Annotated in this window: 20 protein-coding genes, 1 tRNA gene and 2 pseudogenes; 14 read left to right on the plus strand and 9 right to left on the minus strand. The window is 69.3% G+C overall.

Going from position 1 to position 22,503, the window contains the following annotated elements; translation table 11 throughout:
- Positions 1–86 precede the first annotated feature (86 nt).
- From PGN25_21750 to PGN25_21765, 4 genes and pseudogenes are all read left to right on the plus strand, one after another.
- Positions 87–1,784: an AMP-binding protein gene (locus PGN25_21750; GenBank protein ID MEH3120134.1), complete on the plus strand. Its 1,698-nt coding sequence runs from the start codon at positions 87–89 to the stop codon at positions 1,782–1,784.
- 54 nt (positions 1,785–1,838) lie between these two features.
- Complete coding sequence (locus PGN25_21755) at positions 1,839–2,588, plus strand: electron transfer flavoprotein subunit beta/FixA family protein (GenBank protein ID MEH3120135.1); 750 nt, start codon at positions 1,839–1,841, stop codon at positions 2,586–2,588.
- A 71-nt stretch (positions 2,589–2,659) separates the two neighbouring features.
- Positions 2,660–3,613: an FAD-binding protein gene (locus PGN25_21760; GenBank protein ID MEH3120136.1), complete on the plus strand. Its 954-nt coding sequence runs from the start codon at positions 2,660–2,662 to the stop codon at positions 3,611–3,613.
- A 46-nt stretch (positions 3,614–3,659) separates the two neighbouring features.
- Positions 3,660–3,878 (plus strand): annotated as a pseudogene (locus PGN25_21765) (DUF4142 domain-containing protein).
- Between the two features lie 1,009 nt (positions 3,879–4,887).
- Here the strand turns inward: PGN25_21765 and PGN25_21770 are convergent.
- From PGN25_21770 to PGN25_21785, 4 genes are all read right to left on the minus strand, one after another.
- Entirely contained in the window at positions 4,888–5,682 is a 795-nt protein-coding gene (locus tag PGN25_21770) for a TetR/AcrR family transcriptional regulator (protein ID MEH3120137.1), read from the minus strand.
- Between the two features lie 176 nt (positions 5,683–5,858).
- A complete protein-coding gene (gene proC / locus PGN25_21775) occupies positions 5,859–6,689 on the minus strand; it encodes a pyrroline-5-carboxylate reductase (GenBank protein ID MEH3120138.1) in 831 nt (276 codons plus the stop codon).
- A 55-nt stretch (positions 6,690–6,744) separates the two neighbouring features.
- Positions 6,745–7,251: a YbjN domain-containing protein gene (locus tag PGN25_21780; protein MEH3120139.1), complete on the minus strand. Its 507-nt coding sequence runs from the start codon at positions 7,249–7,251 to the stop codon at positions 6,745–6,747.
- 303 nt (positions 7,252–7,554) lie between these two features.
- Positions 7,555–7,836, minus strand: a complete 282-nt coding sequence (locus PGN25_21785) for an accessory factor UbiK family protein (protein ID MEH3120140.1) — start codon at positions 7,834–7,836, stop codon at positions 7,555–7,557.
- 480 nt (positions 7,837–8,316) lie between these two features.
- Here PGN25_21785 and PGN25_21790 point away from each other — a divergent pair, with 480 nt between their 5' ends.
- The 3 genes from PGN25_21790 to PGN25_21800 all read left to right on the plus strand — a co-directional run bounded on the left by PGN25_21790 (position 8,317) and on the right by PGN25_21800 (position 11,338).
- Positions 8,317–9,039 (plus strand): response regulator, encoded by a 723-nt coding sequence (locus PGN25_21790; protein ID MEH3120141.1) that lies wholly within the window; start codon positions 8,317–8,319, stop codon positions 9,037–9,039.
- Positions 9,036–10,541 carry an ATP-binding protein gene (locus PGN25_21795; GenBank protein ID MEH3120142.1) on the plus strand — a complete coding sequence of 502 codons (1,506 nt, stop codon included), beginning with the start codon at positions 9,036–9,038 and terminating at the stop codon, positions 10,539–10,541. The genes PGN25_21790 and PGN25_21795 overlap by 4 nt, the downstream gene beginning before the upstream one ends.
- Positions 10,542–10,696: 155 nt before the next feature.
- On the plus strand, positions 10,697–11,338 hold the full coding sequence (locus tag PGN25_21800) for a hypothetical protein (protein ID MEH3120143.1): 642 nt from the start codon (positions 10,697–10,699) through the stop codon (positions 11,336–11,338).
- Positions 11,339–11,509: 171 nt separating this feature from the next.
- On the opposite strand, the gene PGN25_21805 is transcribed toward PGN25_21800, so the two are convergent.
- On the minus strand, positions 11,510–12,124 hold the full coding sequence (locus PGN25_21805; GenBank protein ID MEH3120144.1) for a GyrI-like domain-containing protein: 615 nt from the start codon (positions 12,122–12,124) through the stop codon (positions 11,510–11,512).
- Positions 12,125–12,293: 169 nt separating this feature from the next.
- Positions 12,294–12,950 carry a glutathione S-transferase family protein gene (locus PGN25_21810; protein MEH3120145.1) on the minus strand — a complete coding sequence of 219 codons (657 nt, stop codon included), beginning with the start codon at positions 12,948–12,950 and terminating at the stop codon, positions 12,294–12,296.
- A 320-nt stretch (positions 12,951–13,270) separates the two neighbouring features.
- Between PGN25_21810 and phaZ the strand changes: the two genes are divergently transcribed.
- Entirely contained in the window at positions 13,271–14,485 is a 1,215-nt protein-coding gene (gene phaZ / locus PGN25_21815) for a polyhydroxyalkanoate depolymerase (GenBank protein ID MEH3120146.1), read from the plus strand.
- A 307-nt stretch (positions 14,486–14,792) separates the two neighbouring features.
- A complete protein-coding gene (rpsU, locus tag PGN25_21820) occupies positions 14,793–15,098 on the plus strand; it encodes a 30S ribosomal protein S21 (GenBank protein ID MEH3120147.1) in 306 nt (101 codons plus the stop codon).
- A 106-nt stretch (positions 15,099–15,204) separates the two neighbouring features.
- On the opposite strand, the gene PGN25_21825 is transcribed toward rpsU, so the two are convergent.
- Positions 15,205–15,597 (minus strand): response regulator, encoded by a 393-nt coding sequence (locus PGN25_21825; GenBank protein MEH3120148.1) that lies wholly within the window; start codon positions 15,595–15,597, stop codon positions 15,205–15,207.
- A gap of 283 nt (positions 15,598–15,880) precedes the next feature.
- Here PGN25_21825 and PGN25_21830 point away from each other — a divergent pair, with 283 nt between their 5' ends.
- Positions 15,881–16,666, plus strand: a complete 786-nt coding sequence (locus PGN25_21830; GenBank protein MEH3120149.1) for a class II glutamine amidotransferase — start codon at positions 15,881–15,883, stop codon at positions 16,664–16,666.
- A gap of 154 nt (positions 16,667–16,820) precedes the next feature.
- Entirely contained in the window at positions 16,821–17,612 is a 792-nt protein-coding gene (locus PGN25_21835) for a TSUP family transporter (protein ID MEH3120150.1), read from the plus strand.
- A 28-nt stretch (positions 17,613–17,640) separates the two neighbouring features.
- Here PGN25_21835 and PGN25_21840 read toward each other — a convergent pair whose 3' ends face one another.
- Both PGN25_21840 and PGN25_21845 read right to left on the minus strand, forming a co-directional pair.
- Complete coding sequence (locus tag PGN25_21840; protein MEH3120151.1) at positions 17,641–18,687, minus strand: MaoC family dehydratase; 1,047 nt, start codon at positions 18,685–18,687, stop codon at positions 17,641–17,643.
- A gap of 328 nt (positions 18,688–19,015) precedes the next feature.
- The gene (locus PGN25_21845) at positions 19,016–19,306 is read right to left on the minus strand and encodes a YggT family protein (GenBank protein ID MEH3120152.1); all 291 of its coding nucleotides are present in this window, start codon (positions 19,304–19,306) and stop codon (positions 19,016–19,018) included.
- Between the two features lie 124 nt (positions 19,307–19,430).
- Between PGN25_21845 and PGN25_21850 the strand changes: the two genes are divergently transcribed.
- From PGN25_21850 to PGN25_21860, 3 genes and pseudogenes are all read left to right on the plus strand, one after another.
- Positions 19,431–19,506: transfer RNA gene (locus PGN25_21850), tRNA-Ala, on the plus strand.
- Positions 19,507–19,831: 325 nt separating this feature from the next.
- On the plus strand, positions 19,832–20,776 hold the full coding sequence (locus PGN25_21855) for a toll/interleukin-1 receptor domain-containing protein (protein ID MEH3120153.1): 945 nt from the start codon (positions 19,832–19,834) through the stop codon (positions 20,774–20,776).
- Positions 20,777–20,793: 17 nt separating this feature from the next.
- A pseudogene (locus tag PGN25_21860) lies at positions 20,794–22,301 on the plus strand (DUF2235 domain-containing protein).
- Positions 22,302–22,503 lie beyond the last annotated feature (202 nt).

Here is a 22,503-nt window from a genome sequence, read left to right on the forward strand (position 1 = left end):
CGAGGCGGGCACGGCCTGATCGGACCACGGGAGCGACGTCCGAGGTCCGGCGGCACAACGACAACGAACGGGGCGGAGGGCGCGCCATGATCGAGGAGCAGAGGGCCGTCAGGCCGTGGCTGGCGTCGTATCCGCCCGGCATGCCGGCCGACATCGACGTCGACGGACTCGGCACCCTCGTCGACATGTTCGCGGCGAGCACCGCGCGCTTCGCCGATCGGACCGCCGTGATCGGCTTCGGCGCGACGCTCAGCTACGCCCAACTCGGCGCCATGGCCGGCGCCTTCGCCGCCTGGCTCCAGCGGCAGGGCTTCGCCAAGGGCGACCGCGTCGCCCTGATGATGCCGAACGTGCCGGCTTACCCGATCGCGCTGTTCGGCACGCTCCTGGCCGGCGGCACCGTCGTCAACGTCAATCCGCTCTACACGCCGCGCGAACTCGCCGCCCAGCTCAACGATTCCGGCGCCCGCCTCCTCGTCGTGCTGGAGACCTTCGCCGCGACCGTGGCCGCCGCGCTCCCGTCCCTGGGCCTCGACCGGGTCGTGCTCGCCTCGCCCGGCGACGGGCTCGGCCTCAAGGGGAGGCTGATCAACCTCGCGGCGCGCCACATCAAGAAGGCGGTGCCGTCCTACCGCCTGCCGCGGGGGCTCGGCCTGCGCCTCGCCGACGTGCTGAAGACCGGGCGCGGGCTGCCGTTCGCGCCGGTGCCCGTCACGCAGGGGGATCTCGCCTTCCTGCAATATACCGGCGGCACCACCGGCGTGGCCAAGGCGGCGATGCTGACCCATCGCAACGTCATGGCCAACGTGGTGCAGAGCCAGACCTGGTTCGGCGCCGCCGACCCGGACGGTCCCGAACGCGTGATGGTCACGGCCCTGCCGCTCTACCACATCTTCGCGCTGACCTGCTGCTTCCTGTTCTTCATCCGCGCGGGCGGCACCTGCCTGCTGATCCCGAACCCGCGCGACGCCGACGGCTTCGTGAGGACGCTCGCACGGCACCGCTTCACCCACATGTCGGGGGTGAACACCCTGTTCAACCTGCTCGGCAACCACCCGAAGATCGGCACGGTCGACTTCTCGAAGGTCGACTTCGTGGTCGGCGGCGGCATGGCGGTGCAGTCGGCCGTGGCGGCACGCTGGAAGCAGGTCACGGGCACGGCGATCATCGAGGGCTACGGCCTGTCGGAGACCTCGCCCGTCGTCTGCGTGAACCCTCACCGGCTGCAGGAATGGTCCGGCACGATCGGCTATCCCGTGCCCTCGACCGAGGTGTCGATCCGGGCCGAGGATGGCACGGCGCTGCCCTTCGGCGTACCGGGCGAACTCTGCGTGCGCGGCCCCCAGGTCATGGCCGGCTACTGGAACCGCCCCGACGAGACCGCCAGGGTGACGACGGAGGACGGCTTCTTCCGCACCGGCGACGTGGCGGTGATGACCCCCGACGGGCAGGTCCGCATCGTCGACCGGATGAAGGACATGATCCTGGTCTCAGGCTTCAACGTCTATCCGAACGAGGTCGAGGACGTGCTCGCCACCCATCCGGGCGTGCTCGAATGCGCGGTGGTCGGCGCGCCCTGCCCCGACAGCGGCGAGATGGTGGTGGCGCACGTGGTGCTGCGTGATCCCTCGGTGAGCCCGGACGCCCTGAAGGCGCACGCCCGGGCCGGCCTCACCGGTTACAAGGTGCCGCGCCGGATCGTGCTGCACAAGACGCTGCCCAAGACCAATGTCGGCAAGGTGCTGCGCCGGGCGCTGCGCGAGGCGCCTCGCGAACCGGCGTAAGGGTCCCGCGCCGCGACGCCTGCGGCCGGATGACGTGTCTCTCGGGAGTTGGCCATGAAGGTTTTGGTGCCGGTGAAGCGGGTCGTCGACTACAACGTGAAGATCCGGGTCAAGGCGGACGGTTCTGGCGTGGAACTGGCCAACGTCAAGATGTCGATGAACCCGTTCGACGAGATCGCCGTCGAGGAGGCGATCCGGCTGAAGGAGAAGGGCCGGGTCTCCGAGATCGTCGCGGTCTCGATCGGCCCGCAAGCCGCGCAGGAGACGCTGCGCACCGCCCTCGCCATGGGGGCCGACCGGGCCGTGCTGATCAAGACCGACGTCGCGTGCGAGCCGCTGGCCGTGGCCAAGCTGCTCAAGGCCGTGGTCGAACGGGAAGGCCCCGGCCTCGTCATCCTCGGCAAGCAGGCCATCGACGACGATTCGAACCAGACCGGGCAGATGCTGGCCGCGCTGCTGGGCTGGCCGCAGGGCACCTTCGCCTTCCGGCTCGCATTCGGCGAGGACGGCATCGACGTGACCCGCGAGGTCGATGGCGGCCTCCAGACCGTCGCGCTCAGGCTGCCGGCCATCGTCACCACGGACCTGCGCCTCAACGAGCCGCGCTACGCCTCGCTGCCCAACATCATGAAGGCCAAGAAGAAGCCGCTGGAGGAGCTGAGCCCCGAGACCCTCGGCATCGACGTCACGCCGAAGCTGACCGTGCTCAGGGTCGCCGAGCCGCCGGGCCGGCAGGCGGGCGTGAAGGTCGCCTCCGCCGCCGAACTCGTGCAGAAGCTCAAGGTCGAAGCCGGCGTGCTCTGATCCTCGGGCCGCGCCGCTCCCGGCCCCGGTCGAGCGGCGTCCCTCCTCCCTCGTTCCCGAAGGTTTCGCCGATGACCACGCTCCTCTACGCCGAGCACGCCCACGGGCAGATCAAGGACGGCACCCTGAAGGCGCTGACCGCGGCCCGGGCCCTGGGCCAGCCGGTCCACGCCCTGGTGCTCGGCTCCGGTTCGAAGGCGGCGGCCGCGGCCGCGGCCGCGCTCGACGGCGTCGAGACGGTTCTGAACGCCGAGGACGCGGCCTACGACCACGATCTCGCCGAACCCGCCGCCGCGCTGATCGCGGCGATCGCGGACGGTTACGACGCGATCGTGGCCGCGGCCACGACCACGGGCAAGAACACGTTGCCGCGGGTGGCCGCCTTGCTCGACGTGGCGCAGATCTCCGACATCATCAAGGTGGTGGCGCCCGACACCTTCGAGCGGCCGATCTACGCCGGCAACGCGATCCAGACGGTGCGGGCGGGCGCGGGCAAGCGGGTGATCACCGTGCGCACCGCCGCCTTCACGGCGGCGCAGGCGGGCGGCGCGGCCGCCCCGGTCGAGGCGGTCTCGGCCGCGGCGCCCGACGCGCTCGGCGCCGCCTACAAGTCGGAAGACATCGCCCGGTCCGACCGGCCGGAGCTGGCCTCGGCCAAGTTCGTCGTCTCCGGCGGCCGCTCGCTCGGCTCGGCGGAGCAGTTCAAGGCGCTGATCGAGCCGCTGGCGGACGCCCTCGGCGCGGCGGTGGGCGCCTCGCGCGCCGCGGTGGACGCGGGCTACGCCCCGAACGACTGGCAGGTCGGCCAGACCGGCAAGGTGGTGGCGCCCGACCTCTACGTGGCGGTGGGCATCTCCGGGGCGATCCAGCACCTGGCCGGCATGAAGGACGCCAAGGTGATCGTGGCGATCAACAAGGACGAGGACGCCCCGATCTTCCAGGTCGCCGATTACGGACTCGTCGGTGACCTGTTCCAGGTCGTGCCGGAGTTCATGGCGCAGTTGGAGCGAGCCGATCAGGCATGACGGCCCCGAGAGCCTGTTCGGCCGACCTGTTCCGACGCCCCTGACGATCTCCGGCATGCAGGGCGGCTCCGAATACGACGCGATGTTCGTCAACGCCTCGCTGCAGGGGCATCAGGAGGCCTATCAGATCCACGGCTCCCATGCCCGGGCGGGCAACGATCCGGGCCTGCGCCGCATCGCGGCGGGCACGATTCCGCTGATCCAGCTGCACATCCCGCAGCTCTCGCGGATGCAGGCGACGATGGGCGGCAACCGGCGGGGGTAGGGCCCCGTCAAGCCGGGAGACAAAAGTCGCGCGACCCGGCCGGAACTGAAGCTTTGCCCTGCCGTTCTCAAAAGCAGTCAATGGCAGGGCATGATCCGATGAACGCCGACGCGATCAAGAGCCGCGACGAGGCCCTGGCTCTTCTCGATGCAGATTTGATCACCATCCATGACTTCATGACGCTGTGCGACCTGAAGGGTTGGGACCGCTAGAAAGCACGAGGGCCGGCCTCGATCCCGGCATGGTGCATGGCCGATGGCAATGCCCGCGCAATGAGAGCCCGTTTGAGCGCGCTGTTCCGGCAAGCCCATCATTCCTCATGTCGAGGCCGTGCACCAGCAGCCTCGAAGCACGCCGCGACGCTTCTCCCGGCAGGCCGGCGCCGTGGGATCGACCGTTCCGGGGGGCTCAAAGCCGAGCTTTCGCTCGGCACCTCAGCATGAGGACCGTCCTGATCGCCACATCAGCTCGGGCAAACAGGCTCTGATACCATCAAGCAATCAGAGCCTGTTTCCCGGCCGCCGTGTCTTCGTCAGGCCACGGCAAGGCGAGAGGAAAGCCCTGCTCCAGCCCCACCCTCATCCTGAGGTGCCGGAGCGCAGCGGAGGCCTCGAAGGGTGCTCCAGATCCCGCGCGATCCTGGAGCATCCTTCGAGGCCGCTCACGCGGCACCTCAGGATGAGGGGCGAGATGGGATCACCGCAGTCAAACAAGCTCTCAGAGAAAAATATAAAATATCCACCAAAACAATGTCTAAAACCCTACCATGCTTAAACTGCATAAGAGTCACCGCATCGAAGGGCTCGCGCTACAATCGCCATCCCGAATGATCAACTCGTCAAGTTACAGTTCCAGACCCGTACCGGCTGCGCCGGAACAGCCACCTCGCGTTCGCGGATCGACAGGCTTCGAATGAGAGCCATGCCCGATTGCATCGCGATCGAGCAGGCTCTGGCGAGCCCGTCCTCGATGGGGCCGACGAATCCAAACCGGCCCCATCATCTACCACTCAGATCGCCGCGGCCGGGTCGCGGTCCTCGGCATCGCCCGCGGGCGGCCGGGTCGTGTCGCGGCGCGGGCGGCGCTCCAGCAGGGCCCGGCCCAGCGCGCGCAGGGGCGCGGTGAGGCGGCGGGCGTCGTCGGCGCGCTCCATCACCGTCTCGCCGCGGCGGATCTCACGGTCGAGCTTGGCCATGGTGCGGGCGAGCGCCGGGTCGTCGTCCTCCAGCCAGACCTCGACGGTGCGGGCGAAGGCGATCACGGTGCCCTGGATCTTCAGCCGCCCGAGCGGCCCCTCCGTGTCGATGCCGGCCGCGGCCAGCATGTAGCGGTGGGAGTTGAGGGCGACGCCGTTCAAGGCCAGCATCGAGAGCGGGTCGCCGCGCAGGGCGAAGGCGATGCGCCGCAGCGCCGTCTTGTAGGGCGCCATCGCGTCGAGGCGGCGCATCAGCACGTCGAACAGGCGCTCGCGGGACGGCTCGTCGGCGAGGTCGTCGGTCTCGGCCTCCAGCACCGCCCGGTCGACGATCCGCGACAGGCCGCCGAGCACGGCGCCCTTCGAGGGAAACAGCTCGCGCAGGTCCGCGAGGCTCAGGTTCGCCTCGCGGGCGATGTCGCCGATCTCGATGTCGTTCCAGGGCTGCTCGGCGGCGAGCCGCATCAGCGCCTCGACCGCCGCCTCGCGCGGATGAGGCTCGCGCGGATCGGGCTTGTGGGCGGCCTTCGGCTTCGCGGATTTCGGGGAAGCAGTCTTGCCGCCGGTCTCGGGCTTGCCGCCGGATGTCGGCTCGGGCGCCGTGTCCATGGTCCGTGCTCCGTCTTCGCGTCCCCTCTCATGTAGGGGCGGAGCCGCGCGCTTGAAGCGTATCCCGCGTCATACCAAGAAGCCGGCCGATGGTCGGCTTCCCTGCGTCCGGCGGGCGCCCACCGCCGCGCCTTCGCGGGCGACCGGCGATGAGGCGGGATCATCGCCGGTGGGGATCAGCCGGACAATTCGCCCGCCCGGCGCCGCGCTTCCGCCACCGCTTCCGTCATCAGGGCCGGGAGGCCCCCCTGGCGCATCAGCACGGCGAGCGCCGCCGCGGTGGTGCCGCCGGGCGAGGTCACGTCCCGGCGCAGTCGGCCGGCCTCGCGGGCGTCGGAGTCGAGCAGGGCGCCGGCTCCGGCGACGGTGGCGCGGGCGAGCTGCGCCGACAGGACCGGCGGCAGCCCCGCCGCCACGCCCGCCTCGGCGAGCGCCTCCGCGAGCAGGAACACGTAGGCCGGGCCCGAGCCCGAGACCGCGGTCACCGCGTCGATCAGCCTCTCGTCGTCGAGCCACGCGACGAGGCCGGAACTGTCCAGAAGCGCCTGCGCGCCCGCCCGCGCCCGCGGGCCGACCTCGGGGCTGCCGACGGCACCGGTCGCACCCCGGCCGATGCTGGCGGGCAGGTTGGGCATGACGCGCACCACGGCGCGGGCGGCCGGCAGGCGCCGCTTCAGGTCGGCGATGGTCTTGCCGGCCAGGATCGAGACGACGAGGGTGTCCGGACCGATCCAGCCCTCGAGGGTGGCCGCCGCCGCATCCAGAACCTGCGGCTTGATGCCGAGCACCAGCGCCCCGGCGGGCGCCGCGTCCCGTGGGTTGAGGCGCAAGCCCCGCTCGGCGCAGAGCCCGTCAACCTCGGGCGACGGCTGCGGATCCACCACCGTCACCGCGGCGGGATCGAGCCCGCCCGCGAGCCAGCCCCGCAGCAGGGCCGCCCCCATCTTGCCGGCGCCGGCCAGAACCAGGGGCGTGGGGAAGGCGGTCGAGGCTTCATCGCGCGTCATGCGCCCTCGATCCCACCGGACAGGCCGCGAAGCAAGGGCCGCGGCCGGGTTCGGATCAGGCCTCGCCCTCGGTCTCGAACAGCACGGCATCGAGAGCCTCGCGGGCGCTCTTGCCGGCCCAGAGCACGAACTGGAACGCCTGATAGTAGCGCTCGCAGGCATCGGCCGCCGTCTTCATCATCATCGCGCACTGACCTTGCGTCGGGGCGATGCCGTCGGTGAGCAGCAGGGAGTGGCGGAACATCACCACGCTGTCCGACGACCACAGGTCGAAATGGCCGATCCAGAGCTGCTCGTTGACCAGCGCGACGAGGCGCAGCATCTCGGCCCGGCGCCGCTCCGGCACCTTCAGGTCGAAGGCGGCGGCCACGTGCAGCGACTCGACTTCCTCGATCCAGGTGAAGGCGACGTGGTACTCGGCCCAGCGGCCCGAGACGGAGACCGACATCTCGTCGGTCTCGATACGGTCGAAGATCCAGTCCCGCAGCGAGGCGAGGCGCTCGACGACATCGAGCGGGTGCTCCGGCCGGTCGGTGTCTTCGATGAGGTTGAGCTGGGTCATGGCGATCCAAGTTGTCGACCCGGTCGAGGGGCTCGATCGGGCCGGCGGGCAAAGCAGGGCCGTGACGGGATTCGAGGCAAATCCCGTCGAGCCCCGTCCTGCGGAGGGTTACAGTCCAGATTTCACGAGCCCGGGGTTCGGTTCCACCTGTCCTCCGGGGCGAATCGACTTCGCAACGTTTATAGCCCGCGCGCCCCGCGGGCTTCAAAGCGTCGCCCCGGCATCAGCGGTGGGCAACCCGGCTATCCACCGATGCTTCCTGTGCAAAGAAATCCGGATTCGGCTTCCCCTCGGCGCGCGGCCTCAGACCGATTCGGTGCTGCCGGCGCCCCCCGTCCCGGCCCCGAGCCGGGCCTCCAGGGCGCCGACCCGGGCGGCGAGCGCATCGTTCTGGCTGCGCAGGGCCGCGACGAGGTCGCGCAGCACGTCGACCTCCTCGCGGGTCGCGACGTCCATGTCGCGGATCAGGCGCTCGACCTGACCCTTGAACATCGTCTCCGCCTCGCGGCGCACGCCCTGGGCGGCGCCGGCGGCATCGGTGAACAGGCGGGCGACGTCGTCGAAAAGGCGGTTCGAGCCTTGCATCGGGGTTCTCCTCCCGCGCCCGGACCTGTCGAGCACGCCCGCCCGACATAAGAATCGGCGCGCGGCAGGGCAATCATCAGGGCCATCGCTCGAAGCCGCTCGAGCGGCTTCGCGGCGCCAAGGGACACGACCAGGAGCGCCGCGCGGAGCGGGCTTTTCAGGATGGATGCCCTGAAGAGCATCGAGCGGAGCGAAAGCCCAAGGGGCCGCGATGTCCGCGGAAGCCGGCGCCGGCGACTGAGGCCGGCCCAGAAAACCAGGGCCATCGAGGGAGCCCTTGCCGGATCGGATTGTTACCGAGGATGTCCCGGGCCTTGCCGGAAACGGGCGGTTACAATCTCGGAGGCCGTTCCCGCTTCCGGGCGGGGCGGGCGCGGGCGTAAGTGTCTCTCGCAAAACTCCCGCCGCGCCGTCGTCGCCAGAGCGAGAACGGTCGGTGACCGGGCGTTCTGTGAGGCACTCTCTAAGACTGTTTCCGTCATGACCGCGAACCCGCCGACCCCCCACGTCCTCGTCGTCGAGGACGACCGCGAGATCAGTGCGCTGGTCGCGCGCTACCTGCGCGCCAACGAGTGCCGGGTGAGTCTTGCGGGCGACGGGCGCGAGATGGACCGGGTGCTCGCCGACGCCCGGGTCGATCTCATCGTCCTCGACCTGATGCTGCCGGGCGAGGACGGCCTGAGCCTGTGCCGGCGCCTGCGCGCCTCCTCGCAGGTGCCGATCCTGATGCTCACGGCGAAATCCGAGGAGATCGACCGGATCGTCGGGCTGGAGATCGGCGCCGACGACTATCTCGGCAAGCCGTTCAACCCGCGCGAACTGCTGGCGCGGATCCGGGCGATCCTGCGGCGCAAGGGCGCCGAGCCGCAGGACGGGGACGGCGCCCGCCGCTTCCACTTCTCCGGCTGGATCCTCGACGTCGGCCTGCGGCAGGTCCTGAGCCCGGAGGGGGCGCGCATCGCCATCACGGGAGCCGAGTTCGACCTGCTGCACGCGCTGTGCCTGCGCCCGGGCCGGGTGCTCTCCCGCGACCAGCTCCTCGACCTGACGCAGGGGCGGGCGGCGGGACCGTTCGAACGCAGCATCGACGTGCTGGTCTCGCGCATCCGCCAGAAGATCGAGCGCGATCCGCGCAACCCCGAGATCATCCGCACGATCCGCTCGGGGGGCTACCTGTTCGCCCCGGAGATCGCCCGGACATGAGCGGCACCCGAACCGCGGCGGAGGCACCTGCCACGCCCGTCCCCGCGCAGCCCCGGCCGCGGCACCGGTCATGGCACCGGTCATGGCACCTGCCCTGGCCGCGCCCGAAAAAGGCCGCCGGGCAGATCGCGCTTCTCGTCGTCGCGGCGCTGCTGGCCGCCCACGTGCTCGCGGCGGTGGCGGTGCTGGCCCTGCGCGAGCCGTGGCGGCCGGACGAGCGGCCGGGGGTCGCCGCGACCCGGCTCTCCACCGTCGCGCGCCTGCTCGACGCCGCCGAGCCGGGCGAGCGCGAGGGCCTGATCCGCGCCGCGGCGCGGGGCCTGCCGACCCTGCGCATCGCCCCCTGGGACGGCGCCGCGCCGCCGGCCGGGCAGGGCGCTCCGGAGGGCGCCCGTGAGAGGCCGGAGGGCGGGATCGAGCGCCATCCCCTGGTCGAGCGCCTGCGCGACGGGTTCGGGCGCCGGTTGCCGGTCACCGACCTCGCCCCCGACCGGGCGCAGACCGGCCTCCTGCAGATCGGCATCACCACCCCCGCCAGCGCGCGGATGCGGGCGGTGCTGCCCGACGACCACCCGCGCCCGCCGGCGCAGGGGCCCATCGTCTTCACCTTCGTCTTCCTGAGCGTCAGCCTCACGCTGCTGTCGTTCTGGGCGACGCGGGCGATCACCGCGCCGCTCGCCGGGCTCGCGGCCGCGGCGGAAGCCTTCGGCACGGCCGAGGAGCCGCCGCCCCTGCCCGGGCGCGGCCCGGAGGAGGTGCTGGCGCTCGCCCGCGCGCTCGACCGGATGCGCGCCCGGGTGCTGCGCCTGCTCGACGACCGCACGCAGATGCTGGCCGCGATCAGCCACGACCTGCGCACCCCGATCACCCGACTGCGCCTGCGCGCCGAGTTCATCGAGGACGAGCGCGCCCGCGAGATGACCCTGCGCGACCTCGACCAGATGAACGGGCTGGTGGAATCGGCGCTCTCCTATGTCCGGGACGGGCAGGGCGGGAAATCCGAATCCGAGACCGCGCTGATCGACCTCGCCTCCGTGGTGCAGACGGTCTGCGACGGATTCGCCGACATCGGCGCGGCGGTGAGCCTGGAGCGGACCCGCCACGTCCTCGTGCGCGGACGGACCGACGACCTCCAGCGGGCGATCACCAACCTCGTCGACAACGCCGTGAAGTACGGCGGCGGCGCCCGACTCGTGATGGGACCGGCGGGACCGGCGGACCGCCCGGGCGTGGCGGTGGAGGTTCTGGACGACGGCCCCGGCATCCCCGATGCCGAGCGCAGCGCCATGCTCCAGCCCTTCGTGCGGGGCGACCGTGCCCGCAACCTCGATGCGGCGAGCGGCTTCGGGCTCGGCCTGTCGATCGTGCTCGCCATCGTCGAGGGTCATGGCGGGCGCCTGCGCCTGGAGAACCGCCCCGGCGGCGGCCTCCGCGCCCGGATCGAGCTGCCGCTCGCCTCGGCGCGCCCGCGGGAGGCGGGGACGGGCGTTCAGACGGCGTAAACCCTTCCGCAAAGATGCGGCTCAACGTTGCCGGGCCGCCCTTCCGAAACATTCGGAAACGATTGCGCCACCCGGCGGCAAGATCCCGTTAAGCGAACGGGCGCTTCCTGATGACGTGGGCAAATTGCCCGCAGGCAGCATCCGGAGAGCCCGCCATGACCTCGATCTCGTCCACCACCGCGCAAGCGATGCGCCCGCCGCCCCCGCCCTCCGGCGGCGGCGGACGCTCGCGGATCGACGACCAGATCCAGCAGGGCGTCTCCTCCGGCTCGATCAGCGCCACCGACGCCACGGCGCTGACCTCAGCCCTCGATTCGATCGACACCAGCCTGTCCTCGGACGCCTCGGATTCGGCCGCGTCGAGTTCGACCTCCTCGTCGACCCGCACCACGCGTCGCGACCCGTCGGCGATGAAGGACAAGATCGACGGGCTGATCGCCGATCAGGTCAGCGCGGGCAGCCTCACCAGCGATCAGGCCGACACCCTCAAGTCGCTGTTCGCGAGCGGAGGCAAGGGCGACCACGGCGGCGGGCAGGGCGGACCGAACGGGATCGGAGGTCCGGGCGGCCCGCCGCCCCCCGACGCGGCCTCCGGCACCGCGGACACCGGCGCCTCCTCCGATTCCGCGTCGAGCGGAACCTCCTCCGGCGACGCCAACACCGCCACGAGCAAGCTGCTCTCCGACTTCCTCTCGCAACTGCAATCGACCCTGACCGGCAGTTCCGGTTACGGCGCCACCGGCACGTCGAGCGCCAACCGCACGGCGACGAGCCTCGTCATGGATTTCGACGCCTGAGGCGGCTCCCGGTCGGGCCGTCCGGTGCCGCCCTCGTCGCGAGCGGAGACGAGGCGTCGCTTCGTCTCCGCTCGCGACGCCTGCAACGGGTGGCCGCGGACCGGGCGGGTGTCGAGGAGGGAGAGGGATGGGGGAGGCCGCCGGGCGGGCGAATGGAGATCGCCCCACGGTTCAGATGCTTCGGATCGGCTGCCGAAGAACGGTCTTGAGCCTGGACGGCTCAGTCTTACGGCGATCATTGAGATAGATTTCGTGATGAGGACCGCCAAAGGTCACACCCAGTCCGGGCATTACGTCCTCGTGCAGGCGCTTCAGCACGGGGCCTTCATCGTCATAACTGCCAACGTGCATGATTTGCAGTGACCGGCCCTCGACATAGGGCTCGAACCGCAACGACGACGGGCGATCGCTCCGCTTGGCCAGCATCTTGGCGACCGCATCTTCGAACATCGTGCCGGTCATGAAGTCGGGCGTCATGATCATGGCCGTCCACTGCCAGCGATCCTTCTCGCGGCTGGTGAAGGTGCCGGGATCGTCCGACCACCAAAGCGCTTCGAGCGGCGGCACGACATAATCGCGGGCCAGCACGTCCTTTGCCGCGAACTTCATAGCATAGCTGACACCGTACAGCCATTCGACCGCAGTCTGAAACACAACAGCGGTATTTGGGTCGCCGGCTCCGTCGAGCTTCACGAAGGGCATCGTCGGAACGACTATCTCCACGAATTCGTGCTTCGGTGGATTGAAGAGTTCGCGGCATTGCTTCTTCAGATCGAGCTTCGTCATGCATCCCTCGAGGCGCCTGCACAAGGCTACGGCCGTTTACCGGGATAGCGAAGCGCCCTTGACTTGACAAAGCTTTTTATTCTCGCAAACGAACGTCCAACGAGCGGGCCGGAACGACCGGTGACGAGATGCGGACCATCGGCTTGGCCGAGCAGGGCCGGCGGCCGCCTCAAAACTCCATGTCGAGTTCCTCGATCTCCTCCGGCTCGCCCTCGGCGAGCGCCGCCCACTCGTTCATCGGGTCCCAGGCGAGGATCGTGTCGCGGTAGGTCGCGGCGGTGAAGGGGAGGGTGACGTCGTAGGTGCGGAAGCGGGTGCAGACGGGGGCGTACATCGCGTCCGCCACCGTCGGCCGGGCGCCGAACAGGTAGGGCCCGCCCGAGCGCGACAGGCAATCCTCGAAGATCGCGCAGATCCGCTCGATGTCGCCCTGGGCGCCGTTGAAGATCTTGAAGCCGCGGTGGAGGCTGCGCAGGTTCATCGGCAGGGCCGAGCGCAGGTTGACGAAGCCGCCGTGCATCTCGCCCGAGACGGCGCGGCAGCGGGCGCGCTCCGCCGGCCCCTCGGGCAGGAGGCCGGCTCCGGGCCGGACCTCGTTGAGATATTCGGCAATGGCGAGGGCGTCCCACACCACCACGGCGCCGTGCTCCAGCCGCGGCACCAGGAAGGACGGCGACAGGTGGAGCAGTTCCGCCCGGGTCGAGGCGTCCGAGCCCGACAGCACCGCGACCGAGAGGTCGAGCCCGGCCATCCGGCACAAGAGCCAGCCGCGCAGGGACCACGAAGAATAGTTCCGGCTGGAGATCGTGAGCGTCGCCTCGGTCATGGCCTTCCCCGGTTCGGTGCCCTGGTCGAACCGGGGATCCAAAACGCGTGCCGCGCCCCGCCGCAGGCCGCCCCGCGCCGGCGAACGAATCCCTCCTCCGGTTATCCCCCATGAAAGGTGATGCATCCACACCACAGGGGCATGCGATGTGCTTTTGATCGGTTGCGCCCGATCCTGAACGGCTTAGCCTCTGCCGTCCGATATCGCGTCGCGAGGGCGACGGTTGCGATCCGACAGGCGAGGCGAGCGAGACCGGGCCGGCGGGTCGCTCGCGGGAGATGGGCGCGTGGGTGTTCCCGCGCGCCGGGAGTTTGGGCCCGATGCTCTATCAAGCCTTCGATGTCCAATCGGACATCGCCCGGCAGACCCGGCAATGGGGCCGCATTCTGCAGGATGCTGCAACCCCCTGGATGCGCACGCCGTGGCACGACGCGGCGAAGTGGTGGTCGGCGGGCGCACGGATGATGATGCGCGCCGGGCTCACCTTCGCCCGGCCCGCCTACGGCATCCACGCCGTCACGGTCGGCAACCGCGAGGTGCCGGTGATCGAGGAGCCGGTGCTCGCCACGCCCTTCGGCACGCTGCTGCGCTTCCGCAAGGACGTCGACACCCCCCAGCCCAGGGTGCTGGTGCTCGCTCCCCTCTCCGGCCACTTCGCCACGCTGCTGCGCGGGACCGTGCGCACGCTGCTGCCCGACCACGACGTCTACATCACCGACTGGCACAACGCCCGCGACGTGCCGGTCTCGGAAGGCCGTTTCGGCTTCGACGACTATGTCGATCACGTCGTGCGCTTCCTGGAGACGATCGGCGAGGGCGCCCACCTGATGGCCGTGTGCCAGCCCGCCGTGCAGGCGTTGGCCGCCACCGCGGTGATGGCGCACACGAAGAACCCGGCGCAGCCGCGCAGCATGACGCTGATGGCCGGGCCGGTGGATTGCCGCATCAGCCCGACCTCGGTGAACGCGCTCGCCACCTCGAAGCCGATCGAGTGGTTCGAGCAGAACCTGATCGAGACCGTGCCCGCCCGCCACAAGGGGGCGGGCCGGCGGGTCTATCCCGGCTTCATGCAGGTCGCCGCCTTCGTCTCGATGAACGCCCGGCGCCACGGGGACGCGCATTCCGACCTGTTCTGGCACTACATGGACGGTGACGCCGACAAGGCGTGGGCGATCGAGACCTTCTACGACGAGTATTTCGCCGTGCTCGACCTCACCGCCGAGTTCTACCTCGAGACCGTCAAGACGGTGTTCCAGGACTACACGCTGGCCCGCAACCGGCTCACCTATCGCGGCGAGCCCATCGACATGGGCGCGATCCGCCGCACCGCCCTGATGACGGTCGAAGGCGAGCGCGACGATATCTGCGCGGTGGGCCAGACCATGGCCGCCCACGACCTCTGCTCGAACCTGCCCGGGCACATGAAGAGCCACCACCTCCAGCCGGGCGTGGGGCATTACGGCGTGTTCTCCGGCCGCAGATGGGAGGCCCAGACCTACCCGCTCGTGCGCAATTTCATCGCCGCGCACGCCTGAACCGGACCTCTCCGTCATCGCGATGCTTCAGCCGAAGCGATCCGGGGCGCGAGGCGATCGATCGAAAACCGCGCGGCTCCGGACCGGCGAGAGGCTTCCCTCGAGAGACCTTCCCGCACTTCCAACACGAACCCGTTTCGTGTATGCCGCGCGCTCAGGTGCAATTCTTTCGCACCGATTCGGCTGCCGTCACGACGCCTCCTCCGGAACGAAGACCGGGGCAGGGGCGCCTGACGGTTTTTCCCGGTTCCGCCGGGAATCCGGGGCCGGTGCGGTTCGAAACAGACAGATCCAGGGGTTGATTCCGTTGCAGGTACTCGTTCGCGACAACAACGTCGACCAAGCGCTCCGCGTCCTCAAGAAGAAGATGCAGCGCGAGGGCATCTTCCGCGAGATGAAGCAGCGCAAGGCCTACGAGAAGCCGTCCGTGCGCAAGGCTCGCGAGAAGGCCGAGGCCGTGCGCCGCGCCCGCAAGCAGGCCCGCAAGACCGCGATCCGCGAGGGCCTGATCGCCGCGCCGAAGCCGAAGCCCCGGACCGGTGCCCCGCGCCGTCCGAGCCCCCCGAGCTTCTCGCAGCAGCCCGCCGCCCAGGCGCCCGCCGCCGCGTCCTGAGACCGGCCGGCCGAGACGACGTGCGACCCCTTACGGGCCGCGCGGCGCGGACACGAAAAAGGCCCCGCCACGACCGGCGGGGCCTTTTTCGTGGGCGATACCCGGCTCAGGCGGCGCGCGCGGTGAGGGTCGCGCGCTCGGCCTGCCGCAGCAGTTCCAGCGGCAGCCACGGCTTGCGCATGTAGACCGCGTGCGGCGGGATCCCGGTCCGGCGCTCCTCGCGGGCTTCGGAGGTCACCACGAGCCGCACGTCCGGCCAGCGGTCCTCGACGGCGCGCGCCAGCGCCGCGCCGTCCATCGCACCCGAGAGATGCGTGTCGGCGACCACCATCGCCACCGTCACGTCCCCGCGTTCGAGGACGGCCAGCGCGTCCTCCGCGCTCGAACAGGCGATCACGTCGAGATCGGTCTCCTCGATCAGCGCGGTCGCGAGATCGCGGGCGGCCTCGTCCTCCTCGACGACGAGCGCGACCGGACTGTCGGTTCCGGTGTGAGCCATGATGTCTCCCTGAAAGCTGCGAGCGTTTCGGAAGCGGCGGCCCGGCCAGGGTGCGCCGCGGCGGAATCGGCGGCGCCGACGATGCTTGCCCTGCGACAACAAGCGTAGGGATGATCGGTTCAGGGAAATCTGTGCCGACGCGAACCCACGCCGCCCGCGCGTCCGCTTAACGGACTGTTCATCCTGCCGGTCGAATTGTTACAATCCGGCGACGCCAGACGGTCCGAGCGGACCGATGCTTGCGTGTCCCGCCCCGGACCGTGAAGGAGGCCTTCGTCCCGCCATGTGCCGCTTCCTCGCCTATCTCGGTGAGCCGGTCTTCCTGAACGAGCTGGTTTGCGCGCCCACGCACTCGCTGGTTCACCAGTCGCTGCACGCGGCCGAGGCGAAGACCGAGACCAACGGCGACGGTTTCGGGATCGGCTGGTACGGCGAGCATGCCGAGCCCGGTCTCTACCGCGACATCTGCCCGGCCTGGTCCGATGACAACCTCGTGAACCTCTGCCGCCAAGTGCGGGCGCGAACCTTCTTCGCCCATGTCCGCGCGGCCACCGGCACGGCGACGACCCGGGCCAATTGCCATCCCTTCGCCCACGGCCGGCACCTGTTCATGCATAACGGCCAGATCGGCGGCTATCACCGGGTCAAGCGGCGCCTGGAGGCGCTGATCCCCGACGCGTTCTACGACACCCGCCGCGGCTCGACCGATTCGGAGGCGATCTTCCTGCTGGCGCTGGCCAACGGACTGGATTCCGATCCCGTCGCCGCGATGGAGGCGACCTGCGCCACGGTGCGGGGGCTGATGAAGGAGGCGCGGATCGCGGAAGCTTTCCGCTTCACCGCCGTGCTCACCGACGGCGAAAACCTCACCGCCTTCCGCTGGGCCTGCGACGGGCGCCCGCCGAGCCTGTACTATCGCGAGAGCGAGCGCGGCCTCACCGTGGTCTCCGAGCCGATCGACGGCTGCAAGGAGGGCTGGCAGGTGGTGCCCAAGGGCGGGACGCTGCGGGCGAGCCGCGGTGCCCGCACGATCGTCAGCCTGCCGCGCACGGAACGCGTGGCGGCCTGATGCAGGCTTGCCCGGACGGAGCAGCCGTGATCATGGATTCGAAAGGACAAGTCCTTTCGCGGGTGCAGGGCAGAGCCCTGCAGATCGGCTTCGCCGACGTCAGGGCGCCGCCCTGAAAACCCGCCAAAGGGCCCGAGGCCCTTTGGGATCCCCGATGAGTATCGAGCTTGAAACGGTCGCGGGCCTGTTCGGCGTGGCCGTGGTGGCGGGCGCCGTGGATGCCATCGCGGGCGGGGGCGGGCTGATGACCCTGCCGGCCCTGCTGCTCGCCGGGCTCGATCCGGTGAGCGCGATCGCCACCAACAAGCTCCAGGGCAGCGCCGGCTCGGTCTCGGCCACGATCGCCTTCGCCCGGCGCGGGTTGATCCGCTGGCGCGAGGCCGGCCCCGCGGCGCTCGGCGCCGGCCTCGCCTCGGTGGCGGGCGCGCTGTGCGTGAGCCTGCTGCCGCGCCCCGTCCTCGACGCGCTGGTGCCGCTGATGCTCGTCGGCATCGCAGGCTACTTCGCCACGGCGCGGCGGATGAGCAACGAGGACGCGGCGGCGCGGATCACGCCCGGCCTGTTCGCCGTGACGCTGGCGCCGGCGGTCGGCTTCTACGACGGCGTGTTCGGGCCCGGCGCCGGCTCGTTCTACATGATCGGCTTCGTCACCCTGCTCGGCCTCGGGGTGGTGCGCGCCACCGCCCACACCAAGCTCTCGAACGCCGCGAGCAATCTCGGCAGCCTCGCCCTGTTCACGCTCCAGGGCGCCGTGATCTGGCCCGTGGGGCTCGCCATGGCGGTCGGCGCCTTTCTCGGCGCCCAGGTCGGCTCGGCGCTCGCCGTGCGCCTCGGCGCCCGGCTGATCCGCCCGCTCCTCGTGGTCATCGCCTGCGCGATGGCGCTGCGCCTGCTGTCGAACCCGGCCAACCCGCTGCGTCAGGCCGTGGACGGGTTCTTTTCATAGATCGGCCAGCCCTTTACGGACCGACGCTTCAACGCGGAATGAAGGCCCAGTAGTCGAGATCGAGGATCACCGACGGGTCGTAGCCCTCGCCCTGCCTGTCGGGATAGGCGCCGCAGGGCCGGTTCTTGGCCGCCACCGTGCGCAGGCGCAGCGCGCCGATATCGCTGCGGCCGGGAAGTTCCGCGGTCTCCAGCACCTCGGACCACGCATAGACCGTGTCGCCCGCAAACAGCGGCGCCACGTGCCGGCCGGCATTGATGCCGCCGATGGCAAACGCGTTGGCGAGCCCGTTGAAGCTCAAGCCGCGGGCGAGCGAGATGACGTGGCCGCCGTAGATCAGGCGCTTGCCGAACTTGGTCTCCCGGGTGGCGACCGCGTCGAAATGGACCTTGGCGGTGTTCTGGAACAGGCGCGTGGCGATCTGGTGCTCGGCCTCCTCGACGGTCATGCCGTCGACGTGGTCGATTTTTTCGCCCACCGCATAATCGGCGAAGCGGTGCGGGCTGCCCGCGAGCGCGGTGTCGTAGGCGGCCGGATCGAGCGGGGGCAAGGCATTGGCGAGGTCGGCCGGGTTCACCACCTTGGCGAGACTCGGCACATGCTCTTCCGTGATCTTCGCCTCCGGGTCGCGCTTGCGCACCAGCACCCAGCGGCAATAGCTCAGCACGGTCCGGCCCGAGGCGTCGGAGCCGGTGGAGCGGACGTAGACCACGCCGGTCTGGCGGTTCGAACTCTCCTTCAGGCCGATCACCTCGGAGACGGTGGAGAGCGTCTCGCCGGGATAGACCGGGCGGTGGAAGCCGCCCTCGGCGTAGCCGAGATTGGCCAGCGCGTTGAGCGAGATGTCCGGCACGGTCTTGCCGAACACGACGTGGAAGGTGAGCCAATCGTCGAGCGGGCTCGCCGGGTAGCCGATGGCACGCGCGAAGGCGTCCGAGGACTGCACGGCGAAGCGCGGGCCGTAGAGCGCGGTGTAGAGCGCCACGTCGCCCGTGGTGACGGTGCGGGGCGTGGCGTGGCGGATGGTCTCGCCGAGGCGGAAATCCTCGAAGAAGCGGCCCGGATTGGTCTTCATGGCTGGCGCGTCGCTCCCTTTGCGGCTCTTCCCGGCCGAGGCGGCTCCCGACCTGATACGATATTCAGGCCGGGACCGTAACATCCTGATCCTGCACCGGCTTTTCGGACGGAGTGACTCCTCGCCGGCCGGGGCGCATCCGCCTTAGCAACCAGCCCGGCCCGCGCGCAATGCCGCGCTTCGGGCCGGACGCAGGTTCGAAAAAGCCACTCAATACCAAGCTGCAGGGAAGCCGACCGATGGTCGGCTTCCCTGCGTCCGGCGGACGCCCGCCGCCGCGCCTTCGCGCGGGCAACCAGCGATGAGCTGGGATCATCGCCGGGAGGTATCAGAAGGCGAGTTGGATGTAGAGGTCGGTGATGAGCTTCTGCACGAACAGCAGCAGCAGGATCAGGATGATCGGCGAGATGTCGACGCCGCCGAGATTGGGCAGCAGGTTGCGGATCGGCCGCAGCGCCGGTTCGGTGACGCGATAGAGGAACTCGCCGATCTGCGAGACGATCGGGTTGCGCACGTTGACCACGTTGAAGGCCACGAGCCAGCTCAGCACGGCACTCGCGACGAGGACGTAGATGTAGAGCTGGATGACGGTGTTGATGAGCCAGAGCAGGGCGTTCATGCGGGGGGTGTCGGTCCTCGTCGCCCCGCGCTTATGCCCGGCGCGAGAGGTTGCGGGGCGCGGCGGCACATTTCCGGAATTGACAGGTCGAAGCGGGCAAGCCTACAAGGCCCTCGCCTCGGACGGGGCTGTAGCTCAGATGGGAGAGCGCCGCAATCGCACTGCGGAGGTCAGGGGTTCGAATCCCCTCAGCTCCACCAGGCTTTCTTCACGCGAGAAAACCCTATGGTGGCAAGGGCTTGGAAATCCAAGACCCAGGAATAAGACCCAATTAGACCCACGCCACCGGTCGTTTTAGACCCACGCTGGCACTCCAAAAATATCCACAGATCCGCACGATCCGTCCTTGAGGCGAGGGACGTTCCAGCCCGCCGATCCGCATCCGAAGGCAGGCTTATGGATGGGCCAGTCGATAGGAGCGGAGACGCGATCCTCCGAGGCGCGTCTGGAACAAATTAAGAACACCACCGTTGCATCCCGACATGCCCGTCCAGGGATTTAACCTCCCGGACGAAAGGGGCTGCCATGGCGACCGTCTTCTTCTCTTATTCGCACGTGGACGAAGGACTGCGCGACCGGCTTGAGATCGCCCTGTCAGCCCTCAAGCGGCAGGGCCTGATCAAGGCGTGGCACGACAGACGGCTGATCGCCGGAGACGATTTCGACCGCGGCGTGCGGGGCGAACTCGAACGGGCCGACGTAATCCTCCTCCTGGTGTCGCCCGACTTCATCGCATCGGACTATTGCTACGGCGTCGAGATGACACGGGCCCTGGAACGCCACGAGCGCGGCGAGGCCAGGGTCATCCCTGTCATCCTTCGTGCCTGCGATTGGCATCCTCTGCCGTTCGGCAAGCTTCTGGCTGCACCGCGCGATGGCAAGCCGGTCCGGTCGTGGCCCGATCTGGACGAAGCCTTCCTCGATGTCGCGCAGAAGATCCGTGCAGCCCTCCCGAAGGCCGAGGCCGCTCGGGCGCTGGCCCCAACCGCGGCGCAGCCGGCGCCGATGGCTCCGCAAGGCCCCCGGTCGAGCAACCTGCGCCTGCGCAAGAGCTTCACGGAGGTCGATCACGACCGCTTCCTCGACGACAGCTTCGAGTTCCTCGCCCGCTTCTTTGAGAACTCGCTCCAAGAGCTGAAGGCGCGCAACGAAGGCATCGATACCGCCTTCCGCCGCATCGACGGTAACCGCTTCACGGCCGCGGTTTACCGGGATGGGACCGCTGTCTCTCGCGGCTCGATCGTGCGGGGCGGCATGTTCGGACGAGGGATTAGCTGGTCAGCCAATGACGAGGCTGCGAGCAACAGCTGCAACGAGTACCTGTTGGTCGAGAACGATGAGCAGGGCCTGTTCCTGCGTGCGGGCGGGATGCCTCACATCGGCCGGGGCAATCCTGAGGGCAAACTCACGCAGGAGGGGGCTGGGGAGTACCTATGGGGACTCCTGATGCAGCCGTTGCAGTGGCGCTGAGCGGCACGGAGCGAGCCATGCCGAAGAACATCGTCATCTTCTCGGATGGGACTGGCCAAGATGGCGGCGTCCGGCCGGAACAGCGGATCAGCAACGTCTACAAAATGTACCGGGCGGCCCGCGTCGGACCCGAGACCGGGATCGATCCGACCGCGCAGGTCGCCTTCTACGATCCGGGTCTTGGAACGGATGCCGGCGCCACGGGCCTCACGGCACCGATGCGGTTCCTTCAAAAGCTCCTGGCGTCCGTTACCGGGCAGGGCATCACCGTCAATGTCGCCGATTGCTACGCCTTCATCCTGAATCACTACCAACCCGACGACCGGATCTACCTCGTCGGCTTCAGCCGCGGTGCCTACACCGTGCGGTGCCTCGCCAATCTCCTGATGCTCTGCGGGATTCCCACCAAGACCCCAAAGGGACCACTCCAACGCTTCCGGAAGCAAACCCGCGATATCGCGGAGGAGGCGGTCTCGAAGGTCCTGGAGCAGGGGGCCGGAAAGCCGAGGGGGTTCTACGAAGCCGGCCGCTTCGAGCAGGCTCGTCGCTTCCGTGAGCGATATGGTTCGAACGCCGCGGACGATCCGGGAAGCTCCAACGCCGCACCCTACTTCATCGGCGTCTTCGACACTGTCGCCGCTCTCGGTGCCAGGGGCTTTCGACGCTACGCCATCGGGGCCGGGCTCGCCCTCCTCGGGGTAGGCGCAGTCGCAGCAATTGCCGGGCTGCTGAGCCTGATCCCGGCGGTTTCGTTTCGTCCGACCTTCCTGCTGATCGGCTTCGCCGCGGTCATCTATGCCGGCTGGCGCTGGCTGACCGACCATTTGAAGACGACTTGGTACCCCGAACGGGCCGGTGGAAGCGCTGGTTCCCGAACTGGCACTTCGCCGTCTGGCGCGCCGGGTACTACGACCGTCTCCTCAGCCGCTCCGTGCGCTTTGCCCGGTCGGCCAATGCGATCGACGAGACCCGTGAAGACTTCGTCCGGGTCCCGTGGGGCGGCCAGCCCCAGGAGCGGATGCCGGGCGAGCCCGAGACTTTCCGCCAAGTCTGGTTCGCGGGCAACTATTCCGACATAGGCGGCAGCTACCCGGAGGCGGAATCCCGTCTCTCGGATATCGCTCTCGACTGGATGATCCAGGAGGCGAGATCGCTTCCCCACCCGCTGGTGATGGAGGAGGACAAGCTGCACCGCCACCCGCGAGCCGACGGGGTCCAGCACTGCGAGATTGCGGGCATGCACGACACCATCGAGCGGCGCGCGTGGAAGATCCTGCGACCCTTCACCGGCCGATTGAACTGGAAGGCACTGCCGAACGGGCGTGACATCAAACCCGATGCAGTGATGCACCCAACGGTGGGTGAGCGCTTCGCTCTGTCGAATGTGGCAAGCTGTTCGGGAACGGGACCCTACCGACCGCGGGCACTTAGGGAGCATCGGGATTTCAAGGATCTCTACGCCATCCCGGCGAGCACGGTCTTGCCGGGGCTGGCGGCTGCCGATGTACAGACGGCCTCGACGTAGTGCCCACGCATCTCGTACGGCCTGGGCGTAATGTGGATCATCGGCGGCGCTGGCACTGGTAAAGGGCTGCAACCTGGGGAGTCTATCCCGCCCGCGAAGCTCTCAGGTGGACGTCCATTTGTCCCCTAACGCCGCTTGCGATGTATCACGCAGCGCACGAGCACTAGGTCGCGGTGAGGAATGTAAGGGAGTCAGTCTGGGG

Source organism: Methylorubrum populi (assembly GCA_036946625.1).
GTDB classification, from domain to species: domain Bacteria; phylum Pseudomonadota; class Alphaproteobacteria; order Rhizobiales; family Beijerinckiaceae; genus Methylobacterium; species Methylobacterium populi_C.